Genomic DNA, 24,734 nt, shown 5'->3' with positions numbered 1-24,734 from the left:
CCCCGAAAACCGCCGGACCTACATGCGGCCAAACCTGGACCGGAGCAGCGCGAAGATCCCGTAGGCGATGAATCCAGCGCCGATGGCCACCAGCAGGTAAGGCCCGTACGGATGGTCGCGGAGGGCTTTGAGGCTGCCGTCCAGGCCGGTGGACTCCTCCGGTGAATGCTTGGCGGCGGCGACCACAAACAGGAGCCCCGTGAGGACCAGCGCGGCGCCCTTGGCGATGTGCCCGACGACGCCCAGGGTGTCGATCAACCGGCCGCGCCGGGTTCCGTCGAAGTGGAACAGTTCCTCCTTGAACCCGAGCCGCAGGCCTTTGTAGACGAAGTAAACGCCGATGCCGATGATCACCAGGCCGACGGCAACCAGGGTCCACAGGCCCAGCGGGGTGGCCATCAGGGAGGCGCTGAAGTCGCGTGCGCTGTCACCGGAATCACCGCGCAGGCCCACCGCGAAGCCCGCGAAACTGAGGCCCACACTGCCGTAGGCGACAGCCAGGAACCCTGACGAGATCAGTTTCGAAACGCGTTCCTTCCGCGGCCTGCCCCGCATGCGGAGTGTCGCCTCGCTCGCCTGCCACAGCGACAAACCGCCGCATGCCGTTACGCAGGCCCACATGACGGCAGGTCCCAAAGGGTTGGCTGCCAGCTGCTCGATCGCGCCGGTGGCGTCCGCGTCCCCCGGCTGGCCGAAGGCGATGGCGACGGCGATGGCCCCCACGATGACGTGCAGCACGGCCATAACCGCGAACCCGGTACGAGCCAGGACGTCCAGGACCTTATGGTTGGAGGCTTCCTCGACGGCGTTGGCGGCCTGGCTGAGGGTGGATTCCCCATCCGACACGGTCAGCCGTTCATCGGTCCTTCGGCACGAAGCTTTTCCGCACCGGGTCCCTCGACGTGCACCGTGCAGCGGACCACCAGGCGGCCCGGGGCGTTGTCCAGCTCCACCAGGGAATCGTCGCCGCTCAGCACCGTGAAAACCTCCGAACCGGCCACGGCGCTCACGCCCTTGGCTTTGGCCGTCTCCCGGGCGTTCTCCAGCGCCTCGCGCTGCAGGCCGTCCACGTAGCCGCCGTCGTTTTCCCGTGCCGGGTCCCCGAAGGCCCAGCCGAACAAAGTCCCTGTCATTCCCATGGCCACGATATTACGCGTTCCGCCGCTGGAAGACGGGCTTTCGTAACATTAGTAAGTGTGCTTACCATAAGCGCACCGTGGCCCTCGAAAGGGCATGGGCAGGGAAGTCCGCGGCAGCGGCATCGGCGAAACCAATTCAACGTTAGGAATGCACATCATGGCAGGAAATCTCATTGCCCGGTCAGTCCACGATCTGACGGCGGCGGCATGGTTCGGCGGTTCCCTGATGGGTGCCATCGGGCTGAATGGTGCGGCGGCGGAAGCCCGGGACCCCTCCGAACGGACCAGGCTCTCCAGCGCCGGTTGGATGAAATGGGCGCCCATCCAGACGGCGGCCTTCGCGTCCCATCTGGTGGCGGACCTGGCCATCGCCTGGGAGAACAAGGAACGCATCGCCAAGCAGGACGGGGTTGCCCGGGACACGGCCATCAAGACCGCCGTCACGCTGGCCGGCGCTGCAGTCACCCTGTACTCGGGAATGCTCGGCAAGAAGGTTGAGAAGCTGGCCGACGAGGGCTCCGAGGGTGCCACCGAGCCGCGCCCCGGCGCGTCGGACGAGCTGAAGGCGGCGCAGCAGCAGCTCAAGACGCTGCAGTGGGTCATCCCCGCGTTTGCCGGGCTCGTGGTCATCCTGGGTGCAAAGCACGGCGAGATGCAGCGGCCCAAGAACGTCTTCGCCGGCCTGCGCTCCTAGCCACTCCGGAATCAGCAGCAACGCACGACGGCGGTCCGGCACCCAAGTGCCGGACCGCCGTCGTGCATCCCCTTGGCTTGGAGTTTTTGGGCAGATATGCCGACTTCCAGGCCCCGGAAGCCCGCATATCTGCCCAAAAACTCCGGAGGGCTAAATGGGTTTGGAGCCCGCGGGCGGGAGGTCCGGGTTCATGTCCTCAAGGTTCGGGTCCTCCGCCGTCCACACCTGGATGATGGCCCAGGCGACTGCGGCGAGCGGGACGGACAGTACCGCGCCCACGATGCCGGCCAGGATGGTGCCCGCGGTCAGCGCCATCAGGATCACCAGCGCGTGCAGCTGCAGCGACTTGCCCATTACGATGGGCTGCAGGAGGTCGCCCTCGAGCTGGTTGACCGCGATGACCACCGCCACCACAACCAGCGCCACCACCGGACCGTTGGCAACAAGCGCGACCAGGGCGGCCAGGATTCCGGCGACGGTGGCGCCCACCAGCGGGATGAAGGCGCCGATGAACACGATGATGGCAAGCGGGAATGCAAGCGGGACCTGCATGATCAGCAGCGCCGCGCCGATGGCCACCGTATCCACAAGGGCCACGATGGCGGTGCCACGGACGTATCCGCCGAGGACCTCCATGGTCCGGCTGCCCACCCGGCGCAGCTTCGCTTCGCGGCGGCCGGTGAAGGGGCGCAGGAAGAAGTTCCAGATCTTGGCGCCGTCCTTGAGGAAGAAGAACAGGATCACCACCATGAGCGCGGTACCGGCAAAGAACTCGGTGACCACGGACAGCCCGGTGATGGCGCCGGAGCGGACCTGGCTGCTGGTGGCAAATTCGATGATGCCCTGCCGCGCCTGGTCCAGCTGCTCCTGTTCGATCGGGATGGGGCCGTTGCGGAGGAACTCCTCGAGTTCATCCAGCCCGGAGGAGGCCTGTGCTGCCAGTTCGCCCCACTGGTTCCGTACGGAGAAGTAGATGATGGTGAAGATTCCGCCCAGCAGCAGCAGGAGCAGGATGAAGGCGATACCGGTGGCAAGGCCGCCCCTCATTCCACGGCGCCGCAGCATGTTCACGAACGGCCCGATCGCGGCGGCCAGGATCAGCGCGATCAGCACCGGGATGACTAGGAGCTTGATCTGCATCAGTGCGTAGACGGAGACAACCACGACGGCGAGGATCAGCAGGATCTGCGCTGCCCGGATTCCTACACGGCCCAGGCCGTCCGCCCAGAGGGCGCTGGCCGGTTTGTGACCCTGCTGCTGTGGCAGGCGGCCACCCCCTGTGGAGGGAACTCCGCCGGCCCCGGCGTCATCCCGCTGGATTTCCCCCAGGGGCTGGCCCTGCCTGGGCGCGCCGGCAGGGGTGCCGGACGTCTCCGGATTCCGGGTGTCGCTGCCCGTTTCGTCGTCGGTCAGGCGGGTTGATCGCGCCATCGAAAAACTCCTCATCATCGGCGGGCGCCTGCAGGGTGCAGGGCAGGCTGGTTACCTACGTCAGATAGTAAGCCTACTGACCGATTTAGGTCCGGCGAAACCCCGGCCGGTCAAACACCCGCCCATTCGTGCAGTTTTTGTCCAGATATGCAGGGCTGTGTGCACCGGAAGCGTGCATATCTGGACAAAAACTCCGGGGTAGAGGAGTTTAGGCGCCCAGCCACTCCGCGCAGGAGTTTAGGTTCCTGTTCACGGTCGCGACTGCTCCGGCCTCGTCCCGCCGTTCGATGGCGTCGAGCAGGACCTCGTGCCCCTCGGGCGGGAGCCCCTGGAAGCCCGGCCGGCGGTGCTGGGCGAGCAGGTCCTGGTGGAACACCGGGCCGAAGCTGACGTAGAGCTCGTGCAGCAGCGGGTTGCCCGACGCCTGCGCCACCCGGTCGTGGAAGCCCCAGTCTGCCTGCGCCCATGCCTCGTAGTCTCCGCCGTGCCAGGCCTGGTCCCGGGCGGTGAGGAGCGCGCGCAGGGCCGTGACGTCGTCGGGCGTGGCATTGCGGGCCGCGAGCCGGGCTGCCTGGGTGTCCAGTCCCAGCCGGACTTCCAGGATGTGCTGCTCCGTGTGGTCCTGGTACAGCCGGCGGGCCGCCCCGGAGATTTCGCTGGTGGCGCGCACGTAGGTGCCGTCGCCGCGGCGGACTTCCAGCATGCCGCTGTGGGCGAGCGCCTTGATGGCTTCGCGGAGCGTGCCTCGGGAAACTCCCAGGCCGGCCATCAGTTCGGTCTCGGACGGGATGCGCTGGTTCAGCGGCCACTCGCCGGAGTGGACCATCGCCCGGAGTTTGGCGGTGACTTCGTCCGCTAGCGGCGCTCTGGTGGAGGGGCTTAGTGCCATGAAGTCCTACTTTATCTTTGTCGGTGCTTTGCCGGTCATCGCCGGCCCGGTGATCAGGTGCGCCACGACAACCTGGACCAGCGCCAGGGCCAGGAGCAGCACCAGGGGCAGCGTCCAGCCGCCAGTGGCGCTGTGCAGGAGGCCCATTCCAAAAGGGCCAGCTGTCGCCAGCAGGTAGCCGGTGGACTGCGCCAGGGTGGACAGGGCCGTGGTTTCGGCCGTGCTGGAGCCGCTGCGGCTGATCATCACCATCACCAGCGGGAAGATCCCGAGGCCGAAGCCCAGCAGGACCGCCGAGACAAGCGACAGCTGCACGGGCAGGACCAGTACGGCGGCCAGGCCCAGGACCATCACAACGCTGACCAGGTAGAAGGCGGGGCGCAGCATCCGGGGCCGCGACCCGATGGCGATCAGGACCATGCCCGCCGGCACTGACACAAGCTGCATCAATCCGAACATCAGCCCGCTTTCCGAGGCGCTCAGCCCCAGGGTGGTCAGCATGTACGGATACCAGCTGAGCAGCGCGTAAGCCAGCAGCGCCTGGAGCGTGAAGACGGCGGTCAGCAACTGCCCTTTGCGGGTCCGCAGCAGTGGCCAGGGAGATACGCGCCCGGCGGAGGCCCGCGCCTTGTTCCGGTGCGCGTGCAGCACCACGGGAATGAACCCGGCGAACGCCGCGACGGCGGTGATGCCGATGGCGCCGACGGCGGCGGACGGCGAGCCAAGCGCCTGCGCCAGGGGCACCACGGCGACGGCGGTCACGGTGGCCCCGGTGGTCATGGTCACCGTATACAGGGCGGTCATGAGCGACGTCCGGGCGGCGAAATGCTCCCGGATGAACGACGGCATGGCCACATTGCAGACCGCGAGGCCGGACATGCCCACCACGCTCCCGGCCAACAGCATCCCGGTGGCCGGAATGCCGCGCAGCAGCAGCCCGCCCGCGAGGAGCGCCAGGGACAGCAGGATCGCCTTCTCCACGCCCAGCCGTCCCGTGAGCCAGGACGTGCCGGCACCGGCAAGGGCAAAGCAGAGGGTGGGGATTGAGGGAATCACGGCCGCCACCAGGGGGCCGTAGCCCAGCACCATCTGGAGGTCGTGCAGCAGCGCGGACGCCCCGGTGATGCCCGCCCGCAGGTTCAGGCCAATGAGCAGCAGTGCAACGACGCCGAACACCACTGCGGCCCTCGGCTTGGCTCCGGCCAGCCGCACAACCGCCGCGTCCCTGGGGCGCGGATCCTGGGTCCTGCCGGACGTGCCCGGTGGGGGAGAAGCAGGCACGACGGGAGCCGGCGGGGAGGACGGGGCGGGGGCGTGGGCGGGCGGAGTGGCGGACATGCTTCCAGAGTAAAGGTTAGACGTTTGATGTCTCGGGTTTTGTGGGCAAGCTCTCCCGGCCGGGACGCCGCGGGGAATAGACTGCCTACGCCGGGATGCCTCACCGGGTGGTTTGGGCCGCGGCGATGTGGAAGGACGGTTGTGAAAGCTTCGCAGGGACTTGAGGTTGAAAAGAAGTACGACGTCGGCGCTGACGCCGTGGTTCCGGCCCTATCGAACCTTCCCGGCGTTGCCAGGATGGGGGAGCCGCATACGGCACAGCTGGACGCCGTGTACTTTGACACCCCGGACCACCAGTTGGCGAAACGGCGCATCACCCTTCGCCGCCGCACGGGCGGAACCGATGCCGGCTGGCACCTGAAACTGCCGCCGGAGGGGGCGGACGGAACGGGGCCGGAACCGCAGCAGCGCCGAGAGCTGCATGCCCCGCTCGGCCAGGCCGGCGTTGTGCCCGACGTCCTCCTGGCCCGCGTGCAGGCGTATGTGCGCGGTGTGGACCCCGTTCCTGTGGTCCGGTTGCACACCGAGCGCACCACCCACCCCCTGTACGGTGCTGACGGCGTCCACCTGGCTGACCTGGCGGATGACCGGGTCACGGCCGAACGGCTGCGGGGGGCGGCCGGCGGGAAAGCGGGGCACAGGCAGCAGTGGCGTGAGTGGGAACTGGAGCTGGTCCATGGCGACACGGGCCTGTTCGCGCCGGCAGGGGAGCTGCTTGCCGCTGCCGGTGCCCGTCCCGCGGGCCACGCCTCCAAACTTGGGAAGGCGCTCGGGGCACCACGGGAAGGTGCGGCCGGCGCCGCCCGCACAGCCGCGCCGGAGCAAGGTAGTCCCGCGCCGGCCGCCGGGAAGAAAGCCCCCGCCGCCGCCGTCGTGACCGTCTACGTGGCCGCCCAGATCGACGAACTCCTCGCCCGCGACGGCGGGGTCCGGCTGGAGGAACCGGAAGCCGTCCATGACATGCGCTCGGCAGCCCGCCGGATCCGCTCGGTCCTGGCCGCCTACCGGAAGCTCTACCGTGCCGTGCCGGTCCGCCGGCTGCGGGACGACCTCAAATGGCTGGGAACGCTCCTCGGTGATCCGCGGGACTCGGAGGTGCTGCTTGCCCGGTTGCGGGGCCACCTCGACGACCTTGCCTCCGGTCCCGGCATCGAGACGGCCCGCGCCCGGGTGGAACACGAGGTCGGCGCGTCCTACGACGCCGGGTACCGCCGGCTTCAGGCAGCCCTGCGCTCCGACCGCTATTTCCGGCTGCTGGACAGCCTGGAAGAGTTCCGCGACAACCCGCCCCTGCGAACCGAGGCCGTGGCACCGGGGCAGAGGACGGTGGGGAAGGCGGTGGACAAGGCCGCGAAACGGCTGCGGCGCTCGCACAAGACAGCGGCGCACGCCCGGCGCGGAACCGACCACGAGAACGCCCTCCACCGGACACGCATCAGCGCCAAGCGGCTACGGCACGTCGCGGAATCCGCGGCCCTGGTCAAGGGCAAACGCGCCGGCAAAGTGGCCAAGGCGGCCAGGAGGCAGCAAAAACTCCTCGGCGATTTCCACGACGCCGTCCTGGCCCGAAACCTGCTGGCCGGCCTGCAGCAGGACCGGAAGCCCGGCGCCGCCGTCGAAGCGTATGCCGCGCTGGTGCGGCGGCAGGAAGAGCTGATGGCCGCCACTGAGAAGAAGTACCGGAAGGCCCGCAGGAAGTCCCGCGACCTGCTCCGGCGCGGGGTCCTCTGACCCTGCGCTGCGTCCGGCTACCTTCCCTGCCGGGCCGACAAGCGGGCCACCGCGAGTGCCAGCCACAGCTGGACCCGGTCGGGCGTGACGGCGGGGTCGTACCCGGTCAGTTCCGTGATCTGGGCCAGGCGGTAACGGACGGTGTTGCGGTGCAGGGTGAGTTCCTCGGCGACGGCGGCCACGGACCCGTTGTTGTTCAGGTAGCTTTCCAGCGTGGTCATCAGCTCCGCCCCATGGGCGGCGTCGAAGGTGCGCAGCGGATTGAGCGACTCGTGCGCCATGTCGGCCAGCGGCACATCCTCGCTGGCGAGCAGCAGCGACGTCAGGCTGAGCCGCTCCGGTTCGTTCACCGGCAGCCCGTGCCCCGCCGCGTCGCGGGCCTCGAAATAGCTCCACCGCAATCCGTTCGGCTTGGTGTATGCCCCGCCGATGCCGATGGTGGCGTGGATGCCGGCCTCGGCCAGGTGGTCGCTGAGCTTGCGCGCCAGTGACGGCGCCGCGCCGCCGTCGTCGTTGACCACCAGCACCAGGTCCTTGCCCACGACGGCGGCAACGGAGTTTTCGAGTTCGCGCGGCACGGCGGTGCTTCCCAGGGCTTTGTTGTGCGCCGCCGAGACGGCGAGCAACACCACGTTCTTGCGGGTGCTGTTCACCCCGATGCCGGCAAGCCTGCGCTGTGCCTCGCTGGTTTCCAGCGACCCGTGGATGACGTCCTCCAGCACCTGGCCGCACAGGGCACGCTGGGCCTGGCGCTGCTTGACCATGTTGTTCAGTTCCACGCTGATCAGGTTCTGGGCGTAACCAATGATGCCGGAGTCCTCGAAGGGCTTGCGGACCCACAGGGTGCAGGCGTCGCGCCGGCCGGTTGGGATCGGATAGGAGGACCAGGACTCCGCGGACGGCGGCGCGCCTGTGCTGTTGTACAGTTCCGCCGTGAACTGGGTGAGCGCAATGTCCGTCCGCAGCATGCTGCCCAGCTGCTTCAGGAGTTCGGCCAGGCCGCCGCCGGTCAGCAGGGCGCGGGCCAGCACCTGGTGCCCGGCGATCAGCCGCTCGAGCTTGGCGTAGTGGTCCGCCGACTGCGCATCGGCAACGAGTTTCGTGATGGCAATGAAGGGCGTCTCGTAAGGGACCTCCACCACCGGCAGGCCCCAGCGGTTCGCCTCGGCAAGGAGCGCCGGTGGCACCGCCTCGTGCGACAGCCCGACGCCGAAACCGATCCCCACGGCGCCTGCGCGCTGCACCTGCCGGACAAAGCGCCGCTGTTCCTGCGCCGACCTCAACCGCAGGCCGGTGGTCAGGATCAGTTCCCCGCCGTTGATGAACCGCTGCGGGTCCTCAAGCTCCGTCACCGCCACCCAGTTGATGTCCTGGTGCCAGGTGGTTTCTGCAACCCCCGCCTTGGACAGATTCAGGGAGTTCACGCCCAGCAGGGCAGCGAGGGAAATGGCCATGGATCAAGGATAAACGGGGGCTGGACAACCGCACTAAACCCCGGGATGAAGGGTGTGCAGGTGGCTATTCACTGGCCCGGTGCGCTGGCATAGGCTCAAACCAGTTCCATCCATACGCCCTGGTCCATTCCGCTTTGGTGCCGATGGCCGCTACGAAAGAGGTTGCACACCGTGGTCCAAACCTTGCAGAACTTCATCAACGGGGAGTTCGTCACCCCCGCCGGCACCAGCCTGCTGGACGTGGTCAACCCCACCAACGGGGAAGTGGTGGCCAAGTCCCCCATCTCGGTGCAGGCGGACGTCGACGCCGCCATGGCCGCTGCACAGACCGCCTTCAAGACCTGGAAGCACACCACTCCCGGCCAGCGCCAGCTGATGCTGCTCAAGCTCGCTGACGCCGTCGAGGCCAACAGCGACGAGCTGGTCGAGGCGCAGCACCGCAACACAGGCCAGGTCCGTTCACTGATCGCCTCCGAGGAAGTGGCCGCCGGCGCCGACCAGCTGCGCTTCTTCGCCGGCGCCGCCCGCATCCTCGAAGGCAAGTCCGCCGGCGAATACTTCGAGGGCCACACCTCCTACGTCCGCCGCGAACCGATCGGCGTCGTGGCCCAGGTGGCCCCGTGGAACTACCCGTTCCTGATGGCCATCTGGAAGATCGGCCCCGCCCTCGCCGCCGGCAACACCGTGGTCCTCAAGCCCTCGGACACCACCCCCGAGTCCACCCTGGTCCTGGCCCGCCTCGCTGCTGACATCTTCCCCGCCGGTGTCCTGAACGTGGTCCTGGGTACTGGCGAAACCGGCGCCATGATGGTCGACCACAAGGTGCCCGGCCTGGTGTCCATCACCGGCTCCGTCCGCGCCGGCATCGCCGTCGCTTCCGGTGCCGCCAAGGGCCTGAAGCGCGCGCACCTGGAGCTCGGCGGCAAGGCCCCGGCCATTGTCTTCAAGGACGCCGACATCAAGAAGAGCGCTGCCGCGATCGCTGAGTTCGCGTTCTTCAACGCCGGCCAGGACTGCACCGCCATCACGCGTGTGCTGGTGGAGGAGTCCGTGCACGACGACGTTGTGGCCGCCATGGTGGAACATACCCGCACCCTGCACACCGGCTCGCAGAACGACGAAGACAACTACTTCGGGCCGCTGAACAACGTGAACCACTTCAACGCCGTGACCTCGGTGGTGGAGAACCTGCCCGCCAACTGCCGGATCGAAACCGGCGGCCACCGGGCGGGGGAGAAGGGCTACTTCTTCGAGCCCACCATCATTACCGGCGCCAAGCAGAGCGACGACGTGGTGCAGAAGGAAACCTTCGGCCCCGTCATCACCGTGCAGAAGTTCACCACCGAGGAAGAAGCCGTTGAACTGGCCAACGGTGTGGAGTACGCGCTGGCCTCCAGCGTCTGGACGTCCAACCACGGCACGGCCATGCGCCTGAGCCGGGACCTGGATTTCGGCGCCGTCTGGATCAACACCCACATCCTCCTCACCGCCGAAATGCCGCACGGCGGCTTCAAGCAGTCCGGCTACGGCAAAGACCTCTCCATGTACGGCGTGGAGGACTACACGCGCATCAAGCACGTCATGTCCGCCCTCGATTCCTAAACAATTTTCCGGTGGTTGGGTTTGTGGCAACCCCGGGTTTCGACAAGCTCAACCACCAGCACTGAAAGGCCCCCCAAATGACCACCACAGCACCTGAGCTTTCCTACCGGCTGGAGCAGAAGCGCTCCATCAACGGCGCCTTCCCCGGCCCCAAGTCCGCCGCCCTGGCCGAACGCCGCAAGTCCGTCGTGGCTGCGGGTGTCGCCTCCGGCGTCCCCGTCTACGTCGCGGACGCCGACGGCGGCATCATCCAGGACGTCGACGGCAACTCCTTCATCGACCTCGGCTCGGGCATCGCTGTGACCAGCGTGGGCGCATCCGATCCCGCCGTCGTTGGCGCCGTCAAGGAAGCCGTGGAGCACTTCACCCACACCTGCTTTATGGTCACCCCCTACGAAGGCTACGTGGCGGTCGCCGAGCAGCTGAACCGGCTCACCCCCGGCGACCACGAAAAGCGCACCGTCCTGTTCAACTCCGGCGCCGAGGCAGTGGAGAACGCCATCAAGGTGGCCCGCCTCGCAACCGGGCGTGACGCCGTCGTCGCCTTCGACCACGCCTACCACGGCCGCACCAACCTGACCATGGCGCTGACCGCCAAGGCGATGCCGTACAAGACCAACTTCGGACCGTTCGCGCCCGAGGTCTACCGCATGCCGATGAGCTACCCCTACCGCGAGGAAAACCCGGAGATCACCGGGGCCGAGGCCGCCAAGCGGGCCATCACCGCGATCGAAAAGCAGATCGGCGGCGACCAGGTTGCCGCGATCATCATCGAGCCCATCCAGGGCGAGGGCGGCTTCATCGTTCCCGCCGAGGGCTTCCTCCCCGCGCTGGCCGCATGGGCCAAGGAAAAGGGCATCGTCTTCATCGCAGACGAGGTCCAGTCCGGCTTCTGCCGCACCGGCGAATGGTTCGCGGTCCAGCACGAGGGTGTGGTGCCGGACATCATGACCCTGGCCAAGGGCATCGCCGGCGGTATGCCGCTGTCCGCGATCACCGGCCGCGCCGACCTGCTCGACGCCGTCCACCCGGGCGGCCTTGGCGGCACCTACGGCGGCAACCCGGTCGCCTGCGCCGCAGCGCTCGCCTCGATTGGCACCATGGAGGAATACGACCTGGCCGGCCGCGCCCGGCACATCGAAGCCCTCGCCACCAGCCGGCTGCGCGACCTGCAGGCCGAGCTTGCCGGTGCCGGCACCGGCGTCATCGGGGACATCCGCGGCCGCGGCGCCATGCTGGCCATTGAACTAATCCAGGCCGGCTCCAAGGAACCCAACCCGGAACTGACCAAGGCTGTGGCCGCCGCCTGCCTCAAGGAAGGCGTCATCATCCTCACCTGCGGCACCTACGGCAACGTTATCCGCCTGCTGCCGCCGCTGGTCATCACCGACGAGCTGCTGAACGACGGACTGGACGTCCTGGCCGCCGCCATCAAGGCGAACGCCTAAAGACCGGCACCAACGCCGGCGCCTTTCGCAACGGGCGCAGGAAAAGCCGCCGGGCTCCGGAAAACTTGGTGGTTGAGCTTGTCGAAACCGGTTTCGACAAGCTCAACCACCGGGCGTTCCGGGCCTGGCGGCTTTTCGTTTGCCCGCCTGGCATCGGGGCTTTTACTTTGGTTCGCCGACCACCACCTGGGCCGGGCTGTGCAGGACATACCCGTTCAGCCAGGAGAAGAGGGCCCGGACCTTCTGCTGCACTCCGGACAGGAGGGCCAGGTGCACGAGCAGCCAGGACATGAACGCCAGCGGACCCTGCAGCTGCAGCCGCTGGCGGCCCAGCTCGGCCACGGCCGCGCCCCTGCCGATCATCGCCATGTATCCCTTATCCAGGTAGCGGAAGGGCTCCCGCGTTCCGTTATGGAGGTCCGCGTAAATGTTGCGGGCGGCCCACTTTCCGGCCTGCTGTGCCACAGATCCCAACTGGGGGAGCTTAGCCCCGGTGGAATCGGTGATGTTGGCCGCGTCGCCGATAACATAGACCCCCTCCGCTCCGGGAGCAGTGAGGTCGGGCCGGACATCGATCCTGCCGCCCTTCCCCTGCGGGAGCCCGGAACCGGCGAGCAGCTGCCCGCCTTTCAGGCCGCCGGCCCACACCACCACTCCGCCGGGAATGTTGGTCCCGTCGGCCAGCGTGACACCATCCGCCCGGACCTCGGTGACCCCCACCCCCATGTGCAGCTGGACGCCGATTTTGGCCAGCCGCTGCCGGGTGTACTCCTGCGATTTTTTTGAAAACATGGTCAGCACGGTGGGGACCATGTCCACCAGGTGCACCCGGCAGCGCCTTGCGAGTTCGGGGGAAAAGTACTTGGTCACCACGTACTTGATGTTCTCGGCCAGCGCCCCGGCTGTCTCCACACCCGTGGGCCCGCCGCCCACCACCACCATGTCCACCTGGACTCCGGGCTGGCGGTCGGCCTGGTCCAGCAACTTCGTCACGCTGCTGCCCAGCCGCGTGGCGTCCGTGACGGAATAGAGCGGAAAAGCGTGCTCCTCGGCGCCGGGCGTGTTGAAGAAATTCGGCACCGCCCCCACCGCGAGCACCAGGATCTTTGCCTTGAAGGTGCTGCCCTCCGCTGTGGTTACGGTGTGGTTGGCGGCATCCACCGAGGCAATCTCCGCCGTCAGGACGCGCACGTTCCTGATCCGCCGGAATACGGACCTGATGGGCCTGGCAATGGCCGAGACCCCGATCTGGGATGTCGCCACCTGATACAGCAGGGGCTGGAACTGGTGATAGTTGTTCGAATCGATGAGCAGCACCTGCACACCCTTGCGGCCAAGCTCCCTGGCTGCGCTGATCCCGGCGAAACCCGCCCCCACCACGATGACCTGATATGAGTCGTCCATCCGAGCAACCTACTCCAACCGTGCTCCGGGCAACAGGGGTGCGGCGGCTGCCGGGCCTTAGTTCAGGCGCCGTTCAGGTGCCGGACTGCACCATGACCCGCTTCCGGGCCCGCGACGCCTTGCGGGTGTTGCGCAGCATGTCCACCGTGAGGACCAGCAGGGCCAGCCACACCACGCCAAAACCGATCCACCGCTCCGGTGTCATTGCCTCCCGGAAAACAACCAGCGCAACGATGAACTGCAGGACCGGTGCGAAGTACTGCAGCAGCCCGATGGTGGTCATGGGCAGCCTGCGTGCGGAGGCGCCGAAGAACAGCAGCGGCACCGCGGTAATCACGCCGGAGGCGAGCAGCAGCCAGAAGTGGCCGGCGCCCTGGCTGGTCAGCGTGGCTGTGCCGTTGGTGGCCAGGACCACCATGGTGGCCGCCGCAAATGGGGCCAGCACCATGGTTTCCACGCTGAGGCTCGTGACCGCATCGACCTTCGGGCCCACGCGCTTTTTCACGAAGCCGTACAGGCCGAAGCTGAACGCCAGGGTCAGGGCGATCCAAGGCAGCTTGCCGTAGGAATACGTCAGGACACCCACGGCCACAAAACCAATGCCGACGGCGGCCCACTGGAGCGGACGGAGCTTCTCCTTGAGCACAAAAACGCCCAGCAGGACCGAGACCAGCGGGTTGATGAAGTAGCCCAGCGAGGTTTCCACGGCCTGGTTCGTGGTGACGCCAAACGTGTAGGTCAGCCAGTTGATCGCGATGAGGAACGCCGCCAGGGCCAGCGAACCGAAAACCGTGCGGTTCCTGAGCGCGGCCACCAGCACGGGCCAGCCCCCGGTCACGGTGATCAGCAGGGCACAGAAGATCAGCGACCAGACCACCCGGTTGGCCACGATTTCGACAGCTCCGGCCGGCATCAGCACAAAGAAGTACAGCGGAAGCAGCCCCCACAGCCCGTACGCTCCGACGCCGAAGAGGACGCCCGCCGTCGTATCCTTGTCCACCGGCTTGGGGCCCGCGGCCCTGGGCGGCGTCCCGCGGGAGGTCGCGGCGTGTGAAAGGGCGGGGGAGGATCCTTTGGGCGAGGGCACGAAGCCATAACACCAGCCCTGGACCGCCTATTCCAAACCATCCGGCCCGAAAACCGGAAAATAGTCAGTAGGCTTGCTTTCATGACATGTGCCAACCTCCCTGAAGCCGCGCCATGAGGCTCCGGCGCAGCAATGCCTCGGGCCGCGGGTACCGCCGGATCCACGCGGGCAAGGGCTTCAGCTACCGTGACCTTGACGGTTCCACCGTCCCGCCCGGGCCCGTCCGGGACCGGCTGGAAAGCATCGGCATTCCGCCGGCCTGGACCGACGTGTGGATTGCGCCCTTCGAAAACGGGCACATCCAGGCCACCGGACTGGACGCAGTGGGGCGGCGGCAGTACATCTACCACCCGGAATGGCGGGAACGGAAGGATCGGGTCAAGTTCGACCGCTCCCTCCAACTGGCTGAATCGCTGCCTGCCGCCCGCCGCCGCGTGACGATGGACCTCCGCAGTGAAGGCTTCAGCCACGACCGGGTCCTGGCCGCCGCGTTCCGGATGCTCGACTCCGGGTCATTGCGCGTGGGCTCTGAGCGGTACACGAACGAAAACGGCAGCCGCGGGCTGGCCACCTTGCTCTGCGCGCACGTCCAGGTGCGCAAGGACCGGATCATGCTTCGGTTTCCGGCCAAGAGCGGCAAGGACTGGGAATCGGAAATCCGCGACCCCGACCTCGCGGTCCTGATCCGGCTGCTTAGGCGCCGCGGGCCTAACGCCCGGCTCCTGGCCTACAAGGCCGGCCGGACCTGGAGGCCCGTCACCAGTGCGGAGATCAACGCCTATGTGAAGGAACGGACGGGCTCGGACTTCACCGCCAAGGATTTCCGCACCCTCCGGGGGACGGTGGCTGCGGCCGCCAGCCTGGCCAGGACCGGGCCGCAGAAGACGGTGGCCAAGCGCAAGCGGGCCGTAAGCCGCGCCATGATGGAGGCCGCAGAGGTACTGGGGAACACGCCGTCGATCGCCCGGAAGAGTTATGTGGACCCCCGTGTGGTGGACCACTACAACGAGGGAGAAACCATCGATCCCAAGCGGCTCGATTCGGCAGAGGCGGAACTGCGTGCCCTGCTCTACCGGGAAGGCAACGTGGTTCCGCTGGCGAAAAGCGGCTGAGGCCTAGAATTAGGGACTGTGCGCACCCATCCGGCGCATCCGCATCGTCAGAAGGGCTCCAGGTGTCCAACTCCAGCGAACCAGCGTCCACCCGTCCGCTCCGCGTCGCCATCGTCGGGGCAGGACCGGCAGGGGTCTATGCTGCGGACATCCTCACCAAATCCAGTGGGGTCAAGGACGGGGACTTCGAAGTCAGTATCGACCTTTTCGAGGCCTACCCCGCGCCGTACGGCCTGATCCGGTACGGTGTCGCCCCGGACCATCCCAGGATCAAAGGCATCGTCAACGCCCTGCACAAGGTCCTGGACCGCGGCGACATCCGCTTCCTGGGCAATGTCACCTATGGGCGGGACCTCACCCTTCACGACTTCCGCGCCTTCTACGACGCCGTGATCTTCTCCACCGGCGCTGTCAAGGACGCGGACCTGGACATCCCCGGCATCAACCTGCAGGGCTCGTTCGGCGGCGCCGACTTTGTGTCCTGGTACGACGGCCATCCCGACGTCCCGCGCGAATGGCCGCTGGACGCAAGGGAAATCGCCGTGATCGGCAACGGCAACGTTGCACTGGATGTGGCCCGGATGCTCGTGAAGCATCCGGAGGAGCTGCTCAGCACCGAGATCCCGGACAACGTCTACCAGGGGCTGAAGTCATCTCCGGTGACGGACGTGCACGTGTTCGGCCGCCGCGGCCCGGCCCAGGTGAAGTTCACGCCCCTGGAGCTGCGCGAGCTCAGCCACATGAACGACGTCGACATTGTGCTGTACCCGGAGGACTTCGAGTTCGATGACGCCTCCGACGAGGCCATCCGGACCAACAACCAGACCAAGACCATGGTGAACACGCTCACCAACTGGCTGGTGGAAGAGCACGCCGAGTCCGAGAACCCGTCATCCCGCCGCCTGCACCTGCACTTCCTGCACAGTCCCGTGGAGATACTCGCCGAAGGTGGAGACGCGGCCGGCAGCGGCAAGGTGGGCGGGATCAGGTTCGAGCGCATGCAGCTGGACGGCACGGGCAACGTCAAAGGCACCGGCGAGTACATCGAGTACCCGGTCCAGGCTGTGTACCGGGCCATCGGCTACCACGGCTCGGCGCTCGATGAACTCGAATACGACGCCAAACGAGGCGTCATCCCCAACGAGGGCGGCCGGGTCCTGGACGCGGACGGCAAAGCGGTTCCGGGCATCTACGCCACAGGGTGGATCAAACGCGGCCCGGTCGGCCTGATCGGCCACACCAAGGGCGACGCCCTGGAAACCATCGGTTTCCTGCTTGAGGACCGGCTGATGCTGCCCCCCGCCCAGAACCCGGACCCGCAGGCCATCATCGACCTGCTCGAGGAACGCGGCATCGAATACACCACGTGGGAGGGCTGGAACAAGCTCGACGCCCATGAGGCCGGCCTCGGTGCCGCCTGGACGGGCCCGGAAGGCCTGGACCACGTGGTCCGCGAACGGATCAAGGTGGTCCCGCGCGAGGAAATGATCCGCATCTCCCGCACCTGACCCCCGAGTTTTTGTCCAGGTATGCCGACTTAAACGCCTTCCAGCCCTGCATACCTGGACAAAAATTCGCGCTGCCGGGAGGGATGTTGCCGGGCTACAATGGCGTCCATCCCTTGGCCGGCACGCGGTGCCGTACCCCTCAAGGCAGCACAGCAGCACAGGAGTTCGATGAAGAACCTCACCCGGGCGGAGCCGCTGCAGCGCCGTGCCCTGGCAGCCCATGAACAGTTGGACCGCGGCCGGCTCGACGGCGGTGCGCTCGCAGGTGCCCCCGGCGGCCTCCGGCCCCTGGTCAGGGAGTCCTGGCAGCGTTCAGTCAGCTTCAAGGCCAATCCGGACAATCCCGGCGCGCCGCTGGCGCTGGACGGCGGCCAGCTTGAGGAGTACCGGAACCAGCATCCGCTCGCCGCGATCATGCCCGTCATCAATAAACTGCTGGTCCAGCCCAGCCACGACAGCGGCCTGCTTGTGGCGGTAGGGGACGAGGTGGGCCGGCTGCTGTGGGTGGACGGCGACCCGGCCCTGCAGCGCCGGGCCGAAGGCATGATGTTCGTGGCCGGCGCCGACTGGTCCGAGGCCACGGTAGGCACCAGCGCCCCCGGAACCGCGCTCGCACTCGGACGCGGCATCCAGATCGCCGGGGCCGAGCACTACCAGCGCGCCGTCCACGCATGGAGCTGCACCGCGGTCCCCTTCCACGATCCCGATTCCGGTGCCGTGCTGGGCGTCGTGGACATCACGGGCACGGACACGGCGGTGGCGCCGCACACCTTGTCCCTGGTGGAAGCAACGGTCGCCGCCGCACAGGCGCAACTTCGGGTGGAGCGCCTCCAGCGCGCCGCGGACCTGGCCAGCAGGCCCGCACGACGCCGGGCGCCGGGTTCCGCTTCCCGCGCACCAGGCGCGGGCGGCAGGGAAGGCAGCCTCTACCGGAACAGCCTGCAACTCCTGGGCCGTGACCAGGCCATGCTCAGCCTCGACGGAAAAACTGTGGTCCTCTCCGCCCGGCACAGCGAAATCCTCGCACTGCTCAGCACCCACCCGGACGGGCTCAGCGCCGACGAACTCAGCGCCCTGCTCTACCCCGGGGACGGCTCCACCATCACACTCCGGGCCGAAATGGTGCGCCTGCGCAAGGTCCTCCAGCAGCTCAATCCCGACGCCGTCCCGGAATCACGGCCCTACCGGCTCCCTGTCGACGTCACACCTGACAGCGGCCAGGTGCTCAGCTGCCTGCAGCGGGGCGCGCACCGCATCGCCCTGGAAATCTACCGCGGCGCGGTCCTGCCCCGGTCCGAGGCTCCGGGCATCGCGGAGCTTCGGAACAAAGTCTCCTCGCTGCTGCGCGAGGCCGTCCTGACCGACGGCAGCGCCGACTCCCTGCTGCGGTACGCCGCGCTGCCCGAGGCGCGGGACGACGTCGACGTCCGCCGTGCCGCGCTCCGGCTCCTTCCCGCCCGCTCACCCCGGCGCGCCGCCGTCGTCGCCGACCTCGAACGGCTCGAGGCCGAACTCAGCGCCTAGAATCCTGGTTGCAACCTTGCCGCAACCTGCACGCTCCTACGCTGGCTCCATCGGCTTGATCCCGCACGGGACAGCCTGCTGCACAGCAAAGGAGCTCAGCAATGACCGTTTACGCACAGCCCGGAACCGACGGCTCGAAGGTCACCTTCAAGGACCGCTACGAGAACTGGATCGGTGGCGAATGGGTGGCCCCGGTCAAGGGCCAGTACTTCGAAAACATCACCCCGGTCACGGGCAAGGCGTTCTGCGAGGTGGCCCGCGGCACCGCCGAGGACATCGAACTGGCGCTGGACGCGGCGCACAAGGCGGCACCGTCCTGGGGCAAGACCTCCGTGGCCGAGCGGGCCGCCATCCTGAACAAGATTGCCGACCGCATCGACGAAAACCTCGAGATGCTCGCGGTCGCCGAAACATGGGACAACGGCAAGCCCATCCGGGAGACCCTCAACGCGGACCTTCCGCTCGCCGCCGACCACTTCCGCTACTTTGCGTCCGCCATCCGCGCCCAGGAAGGCACCCTTTCACAGCTCGACGACGACACCACCGCCTACCACTTCCACGAGCCGCTCGGCGTCGTCGGCCAGATCATCCCCTGGAACTTCCCCATCCTGATGGCCGTCTGGAAGCTCGCCCCGGCCCTTGCCGCCGGCAACGCCGTCGTCCTCAAACCCGCTGAGCAGACGCCGTCGTCCATCCTGGTGCTGATGGAACTCATCGGCGACCTGCTTCCCGCCGGCGTGGTGAACGTGGTCAACGGCTTCGGTGTGGAGGCCGGCAAGCCCCTGGCCTCCAGTTCCCGGATCCGCAAGATTGCCTTCACCGGCGAAACCACCACCGGCCGCCTCATCAGCCAGTACGCCTCGAATAACCTGATCCCGGTCACCCTGGAACTGGGCGGCAAGAGCCCCAACATCTTCTTCAACGACGTCGCCCAGGCCGACGACGCCTTTTACGACAAGGCCCAGGAAGGCTTCGCGCTGTTCGCCTTCAACCAGGGCGAGGTCTGCACCTGCCCGTCCCGGGCACTCGTGCAGGAGGACATCTACGACTCCTTCATGGCCGACGCCGTGGCCCGGGTGGAGAAAATGGTGCAGGGCAACCCGCTGGACACGGACACCCAGGTGGGCGCCCAGGCCTCCAACGACCAGCTGGAGAAGATCCTCTCCTACATCGACATTGGAAAGCAGGAGGGCGCCAAGGTCCTCACCGGCGGCGCCCGGGCGGAGCTTCCCGGCGACCTGGCCGGCGGCTTCTACGTGCAGCCCACCGTGTTCGAGGGCCATAACCGGATGCGGATTTTCCAGGAGGAGATCTTCGGACCCGTGGTCGCCGTCACGAAGTTCAGCGACTACGACGAGGCCATGGGCATCGCAAACGACACCCTCTACGGACTGGGGGCCGGCGTCTGGTCCCGGAACGGCAACGTGGCCTACCGCGCAGGCCGCGAAATCCAGGCCGGCCGTGTCTGGGTCAACAACTACCACGCCTACCCGGCGGGTGCCGCGTTCGGCGGCTACAAGTCCTCGGGCATCGGGCGCGAGAACCACGCCATGATGCTGGACCACTACCAGCAGACCAAGAACCTGCTGGTGAGCTACAACGAAAACAAGCTGGGCTTCTTCTAAGCCCTGGCTTTTCCATCAACGCAAGGATCGCCAATGACGACGACAATGCAAGCAGCAGTGGTAAACACCTTCGGCGCAGAACTGCAGGTGCAGGACCTCCCTATTCCCACCCCCGGCCCGGGGGAGGCACTGGTCAAAGTACTCACCACAGGCGTCTGCCATACGGACCTGCACGCCGCCGAAGGCGACTGGCCGGTCAAGCCTTCCCCGCCCTTTGTCCCCGGCCATGAGGGCGTGGGCGAAGTGGTGGCCCTCGGCGAGGGCGTCACCGACCTCGCCGTCGGTGACCTCGTGGGCAACGCCTGGCTCTGGTCCGCCTGCGGCGACTGCCAGTACTGCCGCACCGGGTGGGAAACCCTCTGCGAGGCGCAGAAGAACGGCGGCTACAGCGTGGACGGTTCCTTCGGCGAGTACATGCTCGTCGACTCCCGCTTCGCCGCCCGGATACCGGCGGGATCCGACCCCGCCGAGGTGGCGCCGGTGCTGTGCGCCGGTGTCACCGTGTACAAGGGCCTGAAGATGACGGAGGCCAAGCCGGGCCAGTGGGTCACCATCTCCGGCATCGGCGGGCTCGGGCACATCGCCGTGCAGTACGCCGTGGCCATGGGCCTGCGCGTTGCCGCAGTCGACATTGCGGACGACAAGCTCGCCCTGGCGAAGGCACATGGTGCCGAACTGACCGTCAACGCCCTCCACGAGGATCCGGCAGAAGTCATCCAGCGCGAAACGGGAGGTTGCCATGGAGTCCTGGTCACTGCGGTGCACCCGTCGGCGTTCGGCCAGGCCATCGGCATGGCGCGCCGTGGCGGCACCATCGTGTTCAACGGCCTGCCGCCCGGGGACTTCCCGGCGCCGATCTTCGAGATTGTGCTCAAAGGCCTGACCGTCCGCGGGTCCATCGTGGGAACACGGCAGGACCTGGAAGAGGCCCTTGACTTCTACGCCCAGGGGAAAATCCACCCCACCGTGTCAGTCCGGGAACTCTCCGAGGTCAACGCGGTGTTTGACGAGATGAAGCACGCCAAGATCGACGGCCGCGTGGTCCTGAGATTCTGATGGTGCCCAACAGCCTGCCGGCTGCAGTGACGCTGCCCGGGGAGGACTTCTCCCGGGTGGCGCTCACGCCGGCCGCCGTGGACCTGCTGCGCATCCTGTGGCGCCGGCACGGGCCGCTGATGTTCCACCAGTCCGGCGGCTGCTGCGACGGGTCGGCACCCATGTGCTACCCCGTCGGTGATTTCCTGACCGGGGACGCGGACGTCCTCCTGGGGTTGTTCGATCTCTCGGAAGGCCTGGAACCGCGGCCGCTGGAGTTCTGGATGTCACGTGAGCAGTTCAGCTACTGGAGCCATACGCACCTGACCATCGATGTGGTGACCGGCCGGGGGAGCGGCTTTTCGGTGGAAGCCCCAGAGGGCAAACGCTTCCTCATCCGGTCCACGCTGATGGAGGACTGGCCGGTGTAGCGGTTCGGCATTGACCGCTTGGGACCCTCCACCAGGAGGGTCCCAAGCGTGTTCAGCAGAACAGGGTTCGGCAAATCACGCGTCTCACCATCCGAGACGATTGGGGTCGTCCAGTGGATGGACACTATCGTTGATAGGTCTGATTCCATCACAAACCAGGATTGTGATCCCCATGAACCTTCTCCGGACCAAATCCATCGAGCAGTCAATCGCCGACGCCGATGAACCCGGACGCAAGCTCAAACGCTCCCTCAGCACCTGGGACCTCATGATCATGGGCGTCGCGGTTGCTGTCGGCGCCGGCATCTTCTCCGTAGGTGCCAAGGCGGCGGCCAACTTCGCCGGCCCCGCCGTGACCCTGTCCTTCGTCATCGCCGCCATCACCTGCGCCCTGGCGATCATGTGCTACGCCGAGTTCGCCACCGCCATCCCGGTGGCCGGCTCCGCCTATGTCTTCACCTACGCCACAATGGGTGAACTTCTTGCCTGGATCATCGGCTGGAACCTGATCCTGGAACTCTTTACCGCCGCGGCCGTCATCGCCAAGTACTGGGGCATCTACCTCAGCAAGGTGTTCGCGCTGATGGGGGCGGATATCCCGCCGGCCGTCTCGCTGGGCGGCATCGACCTCTACTGGGGTGCGTTCCTGATCGTTGCGGTCTTCACCGTGCTGCTGGTCCTCGGCACCAAGCTCTCGGCCCGGGTTGGCAACATCTTCACCCTGATCAAGATCGGCGTCGTCCTGTTCGTGATCGTGGTGGGCTTCACCTACGTGAAGGTCGAAAACTACGCGCCGTTCGTTCCGGCAGCGGAGCCGACCGGCGGCACGGGCGCAGCCGATGTCCTCAAGCAGTCCTTCTTCGGCTTCCTCACAGGCGCGGCGCCGGCCCAGTATGGCACCTTGGGCATCTTTGCCGGCGCGGCACTGGTGTTCTTCGCGTTCATTGGTTTCGACGTCGTCGCCACCTCTGCCGAAGAGGTCAAAAACCCGCAGAAAACGCTGCCGCGCGGTATCTTCGGCGGCCTGGCCCTCGTGACCCTGCTCTACATCCTGGTGTCGCTGGCCCTCACCGGCATGGTGTCCTACACCCAGCTTGCCGAGGCCGAGAACCCGACGCTCACCACGGCTTTTGAGGCCGTCGGCGACACGTCCGCCGCGAAAATCATCGCGTTCGGCTCGCTGATCGGGTTGACCACCGTCATTATGGTGCTGCTGATGGGCCTGTCCCGCGTTGTCCTGGCCATGAGCCGCGACGGCCTCCTGCCCCGGGCCCTGTCCCGGACCAGCGACAAGCATGCGACGCCGGCCCGCCTGCAGATCATCTGTGGTGCAGCCGTAGCGGTGGTCGCCGGGCTCACCAACGTTGACCTGCTCGAGGAAATGATCAACATCGGCACCCTGTCCGCCTTCGTGGTGGTCAGCCTGGGAATCCTGGTGCTGCGCAAGAAGCGGCCGGACCTCAAGCCCGCCTTCCGCGTCCCGTTCGGCAAGGTCCTGCCGGTCGTTTCCGCGCTCCTGTGCCTCTACCTGATGACAAACCTGGCCGTGGAGACCTGGATCTTCTTCGCGATTTGGCTCGCCCTCGGCCTGGCCATCTACTTCGCGTACGGGCAGCGCCACTCCCGGCTCAACGAACGGTTCGCTGCCGCCAGCACGGCAGTAAACGGCAACGCCGCTGAAGCCGACGCAATCGAGGACCAGGAGCGCAGCCGCGCCTGACGCCCTCTGCCGAATGCCCGCCCGGGCCCGTTCCGGGCGGGCATTCGCATGCTCGGGGCCAGACTCTGCTCCGGGCGGAGCAGGCTCCTAGGATGGACTTATGGCACGCCCGACACGACCCGAACGAAAAGCCGAGCTGCTCAGTGCCATCCTCGACTACCTGATGGACAAGACCCTGGCGGAGCTGACCTTCCGCAGCCTCGCGGAGGGCCTGGGGATGAGCTCTTACGTGCTGGTGTACCACTTTGGCAACCGCGACCAGCTGATCAACGAGATCGTGGTTTCCATCGAGTCCCGGCTGGACCGGATGCGGAACACCGACGTCCACGATATTGACCGGACAGCGTGGCGGGACTTCCTGCTCGACTCCTGGCAGTGGACCATGGCCCAGCGGAACCGCCACCTGACCCGGCTCGAATTCGAAGCCACAGCCCAGGACATTGTGGCGGCAGAGCCGCGGGGTACGTCCCAGGAGCACTTCCGCATGCTCCACCACAAGACACGCGACTGGCTGATGGTGCAGGGCATCCCGGAGGAGTACGCGAACACGGATGCCCGCCTCTTCACCTCCACGTTTTACGGGCTGCAGTTCGACTTTGTGGTGATGAACGAACCGGAGGCGGCCACAAAGGCGTTCGAGCTGATGCTGACGGTCTTCTTCAACAACCTTGAAACCAGGCTCGCGGCTGCAGGAGCGGCGGCGCAGGACGCCTGAGGGCCCCCGGACGGCCGCCGTACAGCCCTGCCCATCAGGGGGCAGCGTACCGGCCTACCCACTCCACCAGAGGACGCAGCTGCCGCCACCGGCCCGCAATCTCCTCCCGTGCCTGTGGTGTTGCCACCCACGCCGGCTGGCCCAGCTCAACCCCGGCGGACAGGGATTTGTGCTTGAGCAGCTCGGCACGGGGATGGTCCTTGTCGTAGCCGCGCGGGACCGTCTTGAGTTTCTCGCCTTCGATGGCGAACCCGGCAGCGGCCACTGAGTCAACGATGTCCTGCAGTGCTGCCCCGCTGGCAGAGGCGTCCGCCGAGGCGCGGAATCGTGCCAGTTGCGCGGGAGTGTGGGAATGGTAGCCCCCGCCCACCAGAAGGCCGTCGGCACTGACCTGGAGGTAGAACCCCACGCCCTCCTGCCGGGCTGCGAAGGCACCCTGCGCGGTCTTGTAGGGCGACTTGTCCTGGGAGAACCGGATATCCCGGTTCGGGCGGAACAGTTTGGCCGGGCCGAATTCGGGTTCAAGCTCCGCCAGCAGCTGTGAGAGCGGCTCCTTCACTGCGGCATCATAGGTGGCCTTGTTCGCCAGCCACCAGTCACGGTTATTGTTCTCTTCAAGCTCCTCGTAAAACCGGAAAGCCTCCGGGGGAATGCCTGCAAAAGTGTTCATGGAGCGAGCCTAGGAGCACCCCCGTGCCCCCGCCAGAGGCCTTGGACGCTATGTGCAAAAGGGGCCCTTAACACAGGTCACCCCGCCGCGGGTGGTGCCGTGGCGGGGTGGTCTGTTACTTCGGGGCCGGGGGTGTCCCGGGTGATGGGGTTTTAGTATTTGGTGGCGGCTTCGGCG

Annotated in this window: 21 protein-coding genes; 12 read left to right on the top strand and 9 right to left on the bottom strand. The window is 67.0% G+C overall.

All coding sequences use genetic code 11. From position 1 onward, the window contains the following. Nucleotides 1-18: 18 nt before the first annotated feature. Both ACYQ1Z_RS08680 and ACYQ1Z_RS08675 read right to left on the bottom strand, forming a co-directional pair. Nucleotides 19-846: a DUF1206 domain-containing protein gene (locus ACYQ1Z_RS08680; protein WP_459792111.1), complete on the bottom strand. Its 828-nt coding sequence runs from the start codon at nt 844-846 to the stop codon at nt 19-21. Nucleotides 847-848: 2 nt separating this feature from the next. Continuing rightward, complete coding sequence (locus ACYQ1Z_RS08675) at nt 849-1,139, bottom strand: hypothetical protein (RefSeq protein ID WP_459792110.1); 291 nt, start codon at nt 1,137-1,139, stop codon at nt 849-851. Nucleotides 1,140-1,296: 157 nt separating this feature from the next. On the opposite strand from ACYQ1Z_RS08675, the gene ACYQ1Z_RS08670 reads away from it, so the two are divergent. Next, nucleotides 1,297-1,833, top strand: coding sequence for a hypothetical protein (locus ACYQ1Z_RS08670; RefSeq protein WP_459792109.1), 537 nt, complete (start codon nt 1,297-1,299; stop codon nt 1,831-1,833). A gap of 150 nt (nt 1,834-1,983) precedes the next feature. On the opposite strand, the gene ACYQ1Z_RS08665 is transcribed toward ACYQ1Z_RS08670, so the two are convergent. From ACYQ1Z_RS08665 to ACYQ1Z_RS08655, 3 genes are all read right to left on the bottom strand, one after another. Continuing rightward, nucleotides 1,984-3,264 (bottom strand): AI-2E family transporter, encoded by a 1,281-nt coding sequence (locus ACYQ1Z_RS08665; protein WP_459792108.1) that lies wholly within the window; start codon nt 3,262-3,264, stop codon nt 1,984-1,986. Nucleotides 3,265-3,472: 208 nt separating this feature from the next. Continuing rightward, nucleotides 3,473-4,153, bottom strand: a complete 681-nt coding sequence (locus tag ACYQ1Z_RS08660; protein WP_459792107.1) for a FadR/GntR family transcriptional regulator — start codon at nt 4,151-4,153, stop codon at nt 3,473-3,475. 6 nt (nt 4,154-4,159) lie between these two features. Next, nucleotides 4,160-5,491: an MFS transporter gene (locus ACYQ1Z_RS08655; RefSeq protein WP_459792106.1), complete on the bottom strand. Its 1,332-nt coding sequence runs from the start codon at nt 5,489-5,491 to the stop codon at nt 4,160-4,162. A gap of 141 nt (nt 5,492-5,632) precedes the next feature. On the opposite strand from ACYQ1Z_RS08655, the gene ACYQ1Z_RS08650 reads away from it, so the two are divergent. Next, complete coding sequence (locus ACYQ1Z_RS08650) at nt 5,633-7,222, top strand: CYTH and CHAD domain-containing protein (protein WP_459792105.1); 1,590 nt, start codon at nt 5,633-5,635, stop codon at nt 7,220-7,222. Between the two features lie 17 nt (nt 7,223-7,239). Here ACYQ1Z_RS08650 and ACYQ1Z_RS08645 read toward each other — a convergent pair whose 3' ends face one another. Beyond that, on the bottom strand, nt 7,240-8,676 hold the full coding sequence (locus ACYQ1Z_RS08645; protein WP_459792104.1) for a PucR family transcriptional regulator: 1,437 nt from the start codon (nt 8,674-8,676) through the stop codon (nt 7,240-7,242). A gap of 171 nt (nt 8,677-8,847) precedes the next feature. On the opposite strand from ACYQ1Z_RS08645, the gene ACYQ1Z_RS08640 reads away from it, so the two are divergent. After that, nucleotides 8,848-10,278, top strand: a complete 1,431-nt coding sequence (locus tag ACYQ1Z_RS08640) for a gamma-aminobutyraldehyde dehydrogenase (protein ID WP_459792103.1) — start codon at nt 8,848-8,850, stop codon at nt 10,276-10,278. Between the two features lie 77 nt (nt 10,279-10,355). Next, nucleotides 10,356-11,726 carry a 4-aminobutyrate--2-oxoglutarate transaminase gene (gabT, locus tag ACYQ1Z_RS08635; protein ID WP_459792102.1) on the top strand — a complete coding sequence of 457 codons (1,371 nt, stop codon included), beginning with the start codon at nt 10,356-10,358 and terminating at the stop codon, nt 11,724-11,726. A gap of 162 nt (nt 11,727-11,888) precedes the next feature. On the opposite strand, the gene ACYQ1Z_RS08630 is transcribed toward gabT, so the two are convergent. Together ACYQ1Z_RS08630 and rarD are read right to left on the bottom strand one after the other, a co-directional pair. Beyond that, nucleotides 11,889-13,130, bottom strand: coding sequence for an NAD(P)/FAD-dependent oxidoreductase (locus tag ACYQ1Z_RS08630; protein WP_459792101.1), 1,242 nt, complete (start codon nt 13,128-13,130; stop codon nt 11,889-11,891). Nucleotides 13,131-13,203: 73 nt separating this feature from the next. Next, the gene (rarD, locus tag ACYQ1Z_RS08625) at nt 13,204-14,217 is read right to left on the bottom strand and encodes an EamA family transporter RarD (RefSeq protein WP_459792100.1); all 1,014 of its coding nucleotides are present in this window, start codon (nt 14,215-14,217) and stop codon (nt 13,204-13,206) included. 113 nt (nt 14,218-14,330) lie between these two features. Between rarD and ACYQ1Z_RS08620 the strand changes: the two genes are divergently transcribed. From ACYQ1Z_RS08620 to ACYQ1Z_RS08585, 8 genes are all read left to right on the top strand, one after another. Further along, nucleotides 14,331-15,329 (top strand): DNA topoisomerase IB, encoded by a 999-nt coding sequence (locus ACYQ1Z_RS08620; RefSeq protein ID WP_459792099.1) that lies wholly within the window; start codon nt 14,331-14,333, stop codon nt 15,327-15,329. Nucleotides 15,330-15,391: 62 nt separating this feature from the next. After that, nucleotides 15,392-16,837 (top strand): FAD-dependent oxidoreductase, encoded by a 1,446-nt coding sequence (locus ACYQ1Z_RS08615; RefSeq protein ID WP_459792098.1) that lies wholly within the window; start codon nt 15,392-15,394, stop codon nt 16,835-16,837. 168 nt (nt 16,838-17,005) lie between these two features. Continuing rightward, complete coding sequence (locus ACYQ1Z_RS08610) at nt 17,006-18,361, top strand: GAF domain-containing protein (RefSeq protein WP_459792097.1); 1,356 nt, start codon at nt 17,006-17,008, stop codon at nt 18,359-18,361. A 101-nt stretch (nt 18,362-18,462) separates the two neighbouring features. Beyond that, nucleotides 18,463-19,986, top strand: coding sequence for an acetaldehyde dehydrogenase ExaC (gene exaC / locus ACYQ1Z_RS08605; protein ID WP_459792096.1), 1,524 nt, complete (start codon nt 18,463-18,465; stop codon nt 19,984-19,986). Between the two features lie 33 nt (nt 19,987-20,019). Beyond that, the gene (gene adhP / locus ACYQ1Z_RS08600) at nt 20,020-21,042 is read left to right on the top strand and encodes an alcohol dehydrogenase AdhP (RefSeq protein WP_459792095.1); all 1,023 of its coding nucleotides are present in this window, start codon (nt 20,020-20,022) and stop codon (nt 21,040-21,042) included. Next, complete coding sequence (locus tag ACYQ1Z_RS08595; protein WP_459792094.1) at nt 21,042-21,452, top strand: DUF779 domain-containing protein; 411 nt, start codon at nt 21,042-21,044, stop codon at nt 21,450-21,452. The genes adhP and ACYQ1Z_RS08595 overlap by 1 nt, the downstream gene beginning before the upstream one ends. Nucleotides 21,453-21,624: 172 nt before the next feature. After that, nucleotides 21,625-23,172: an amino acid permease gene (locus ACYQ1Z_RS08590; RefSeq protein ID WP_459792093.1), complete on the top strand. Its 1,548-nt coding sequence runs from the start codon at nt 21,625-21,627 to the stop codon at nt 23,170-23,172. A 100-nt stretch (nt 23,173-23,272) separates the two neighbouring features. Beyond that, nucleotides 23,273-23,887 (top strand): TetR/AcrR family transcriptional regulator, encoded by a 615-nt coding sequence (locus ACYQ1Z_RS08585; protein WP_459792092.1) that lies wholly within the window; start codon nt 23,273-23,275, stop codon nt 23,885-23,887. A 34-nt stretch (nt 23,888-23,921) separates the two neighbouring features. On the opposite strand, the gene ACYQ1Z_RS08580 is transcribed toward ACYQ1Z_RS08585, so the two are convergent. After that, complete coding sequence (locus ACYQ1Z_RS08580; RefSeq protein WP_459792091.1) at nt 23,922-24,557, bottom strand: DUF2461 domain-containing protein; 636 nt, start codon at nt 24,555-24,557, stop codon at nt 23,922-23,924. Nucleotides 24,558-24,734: the final 177 nt, after the last annotated feature.

Source organism: Arthrobacter sp. AD-310 (assembly GCF_054656615.1).
The sequence above is the reverse complement of the archived record's forward strand: the minus strand, read 5'-3'. Positions and strand labels throughout refer to the sequence as shown.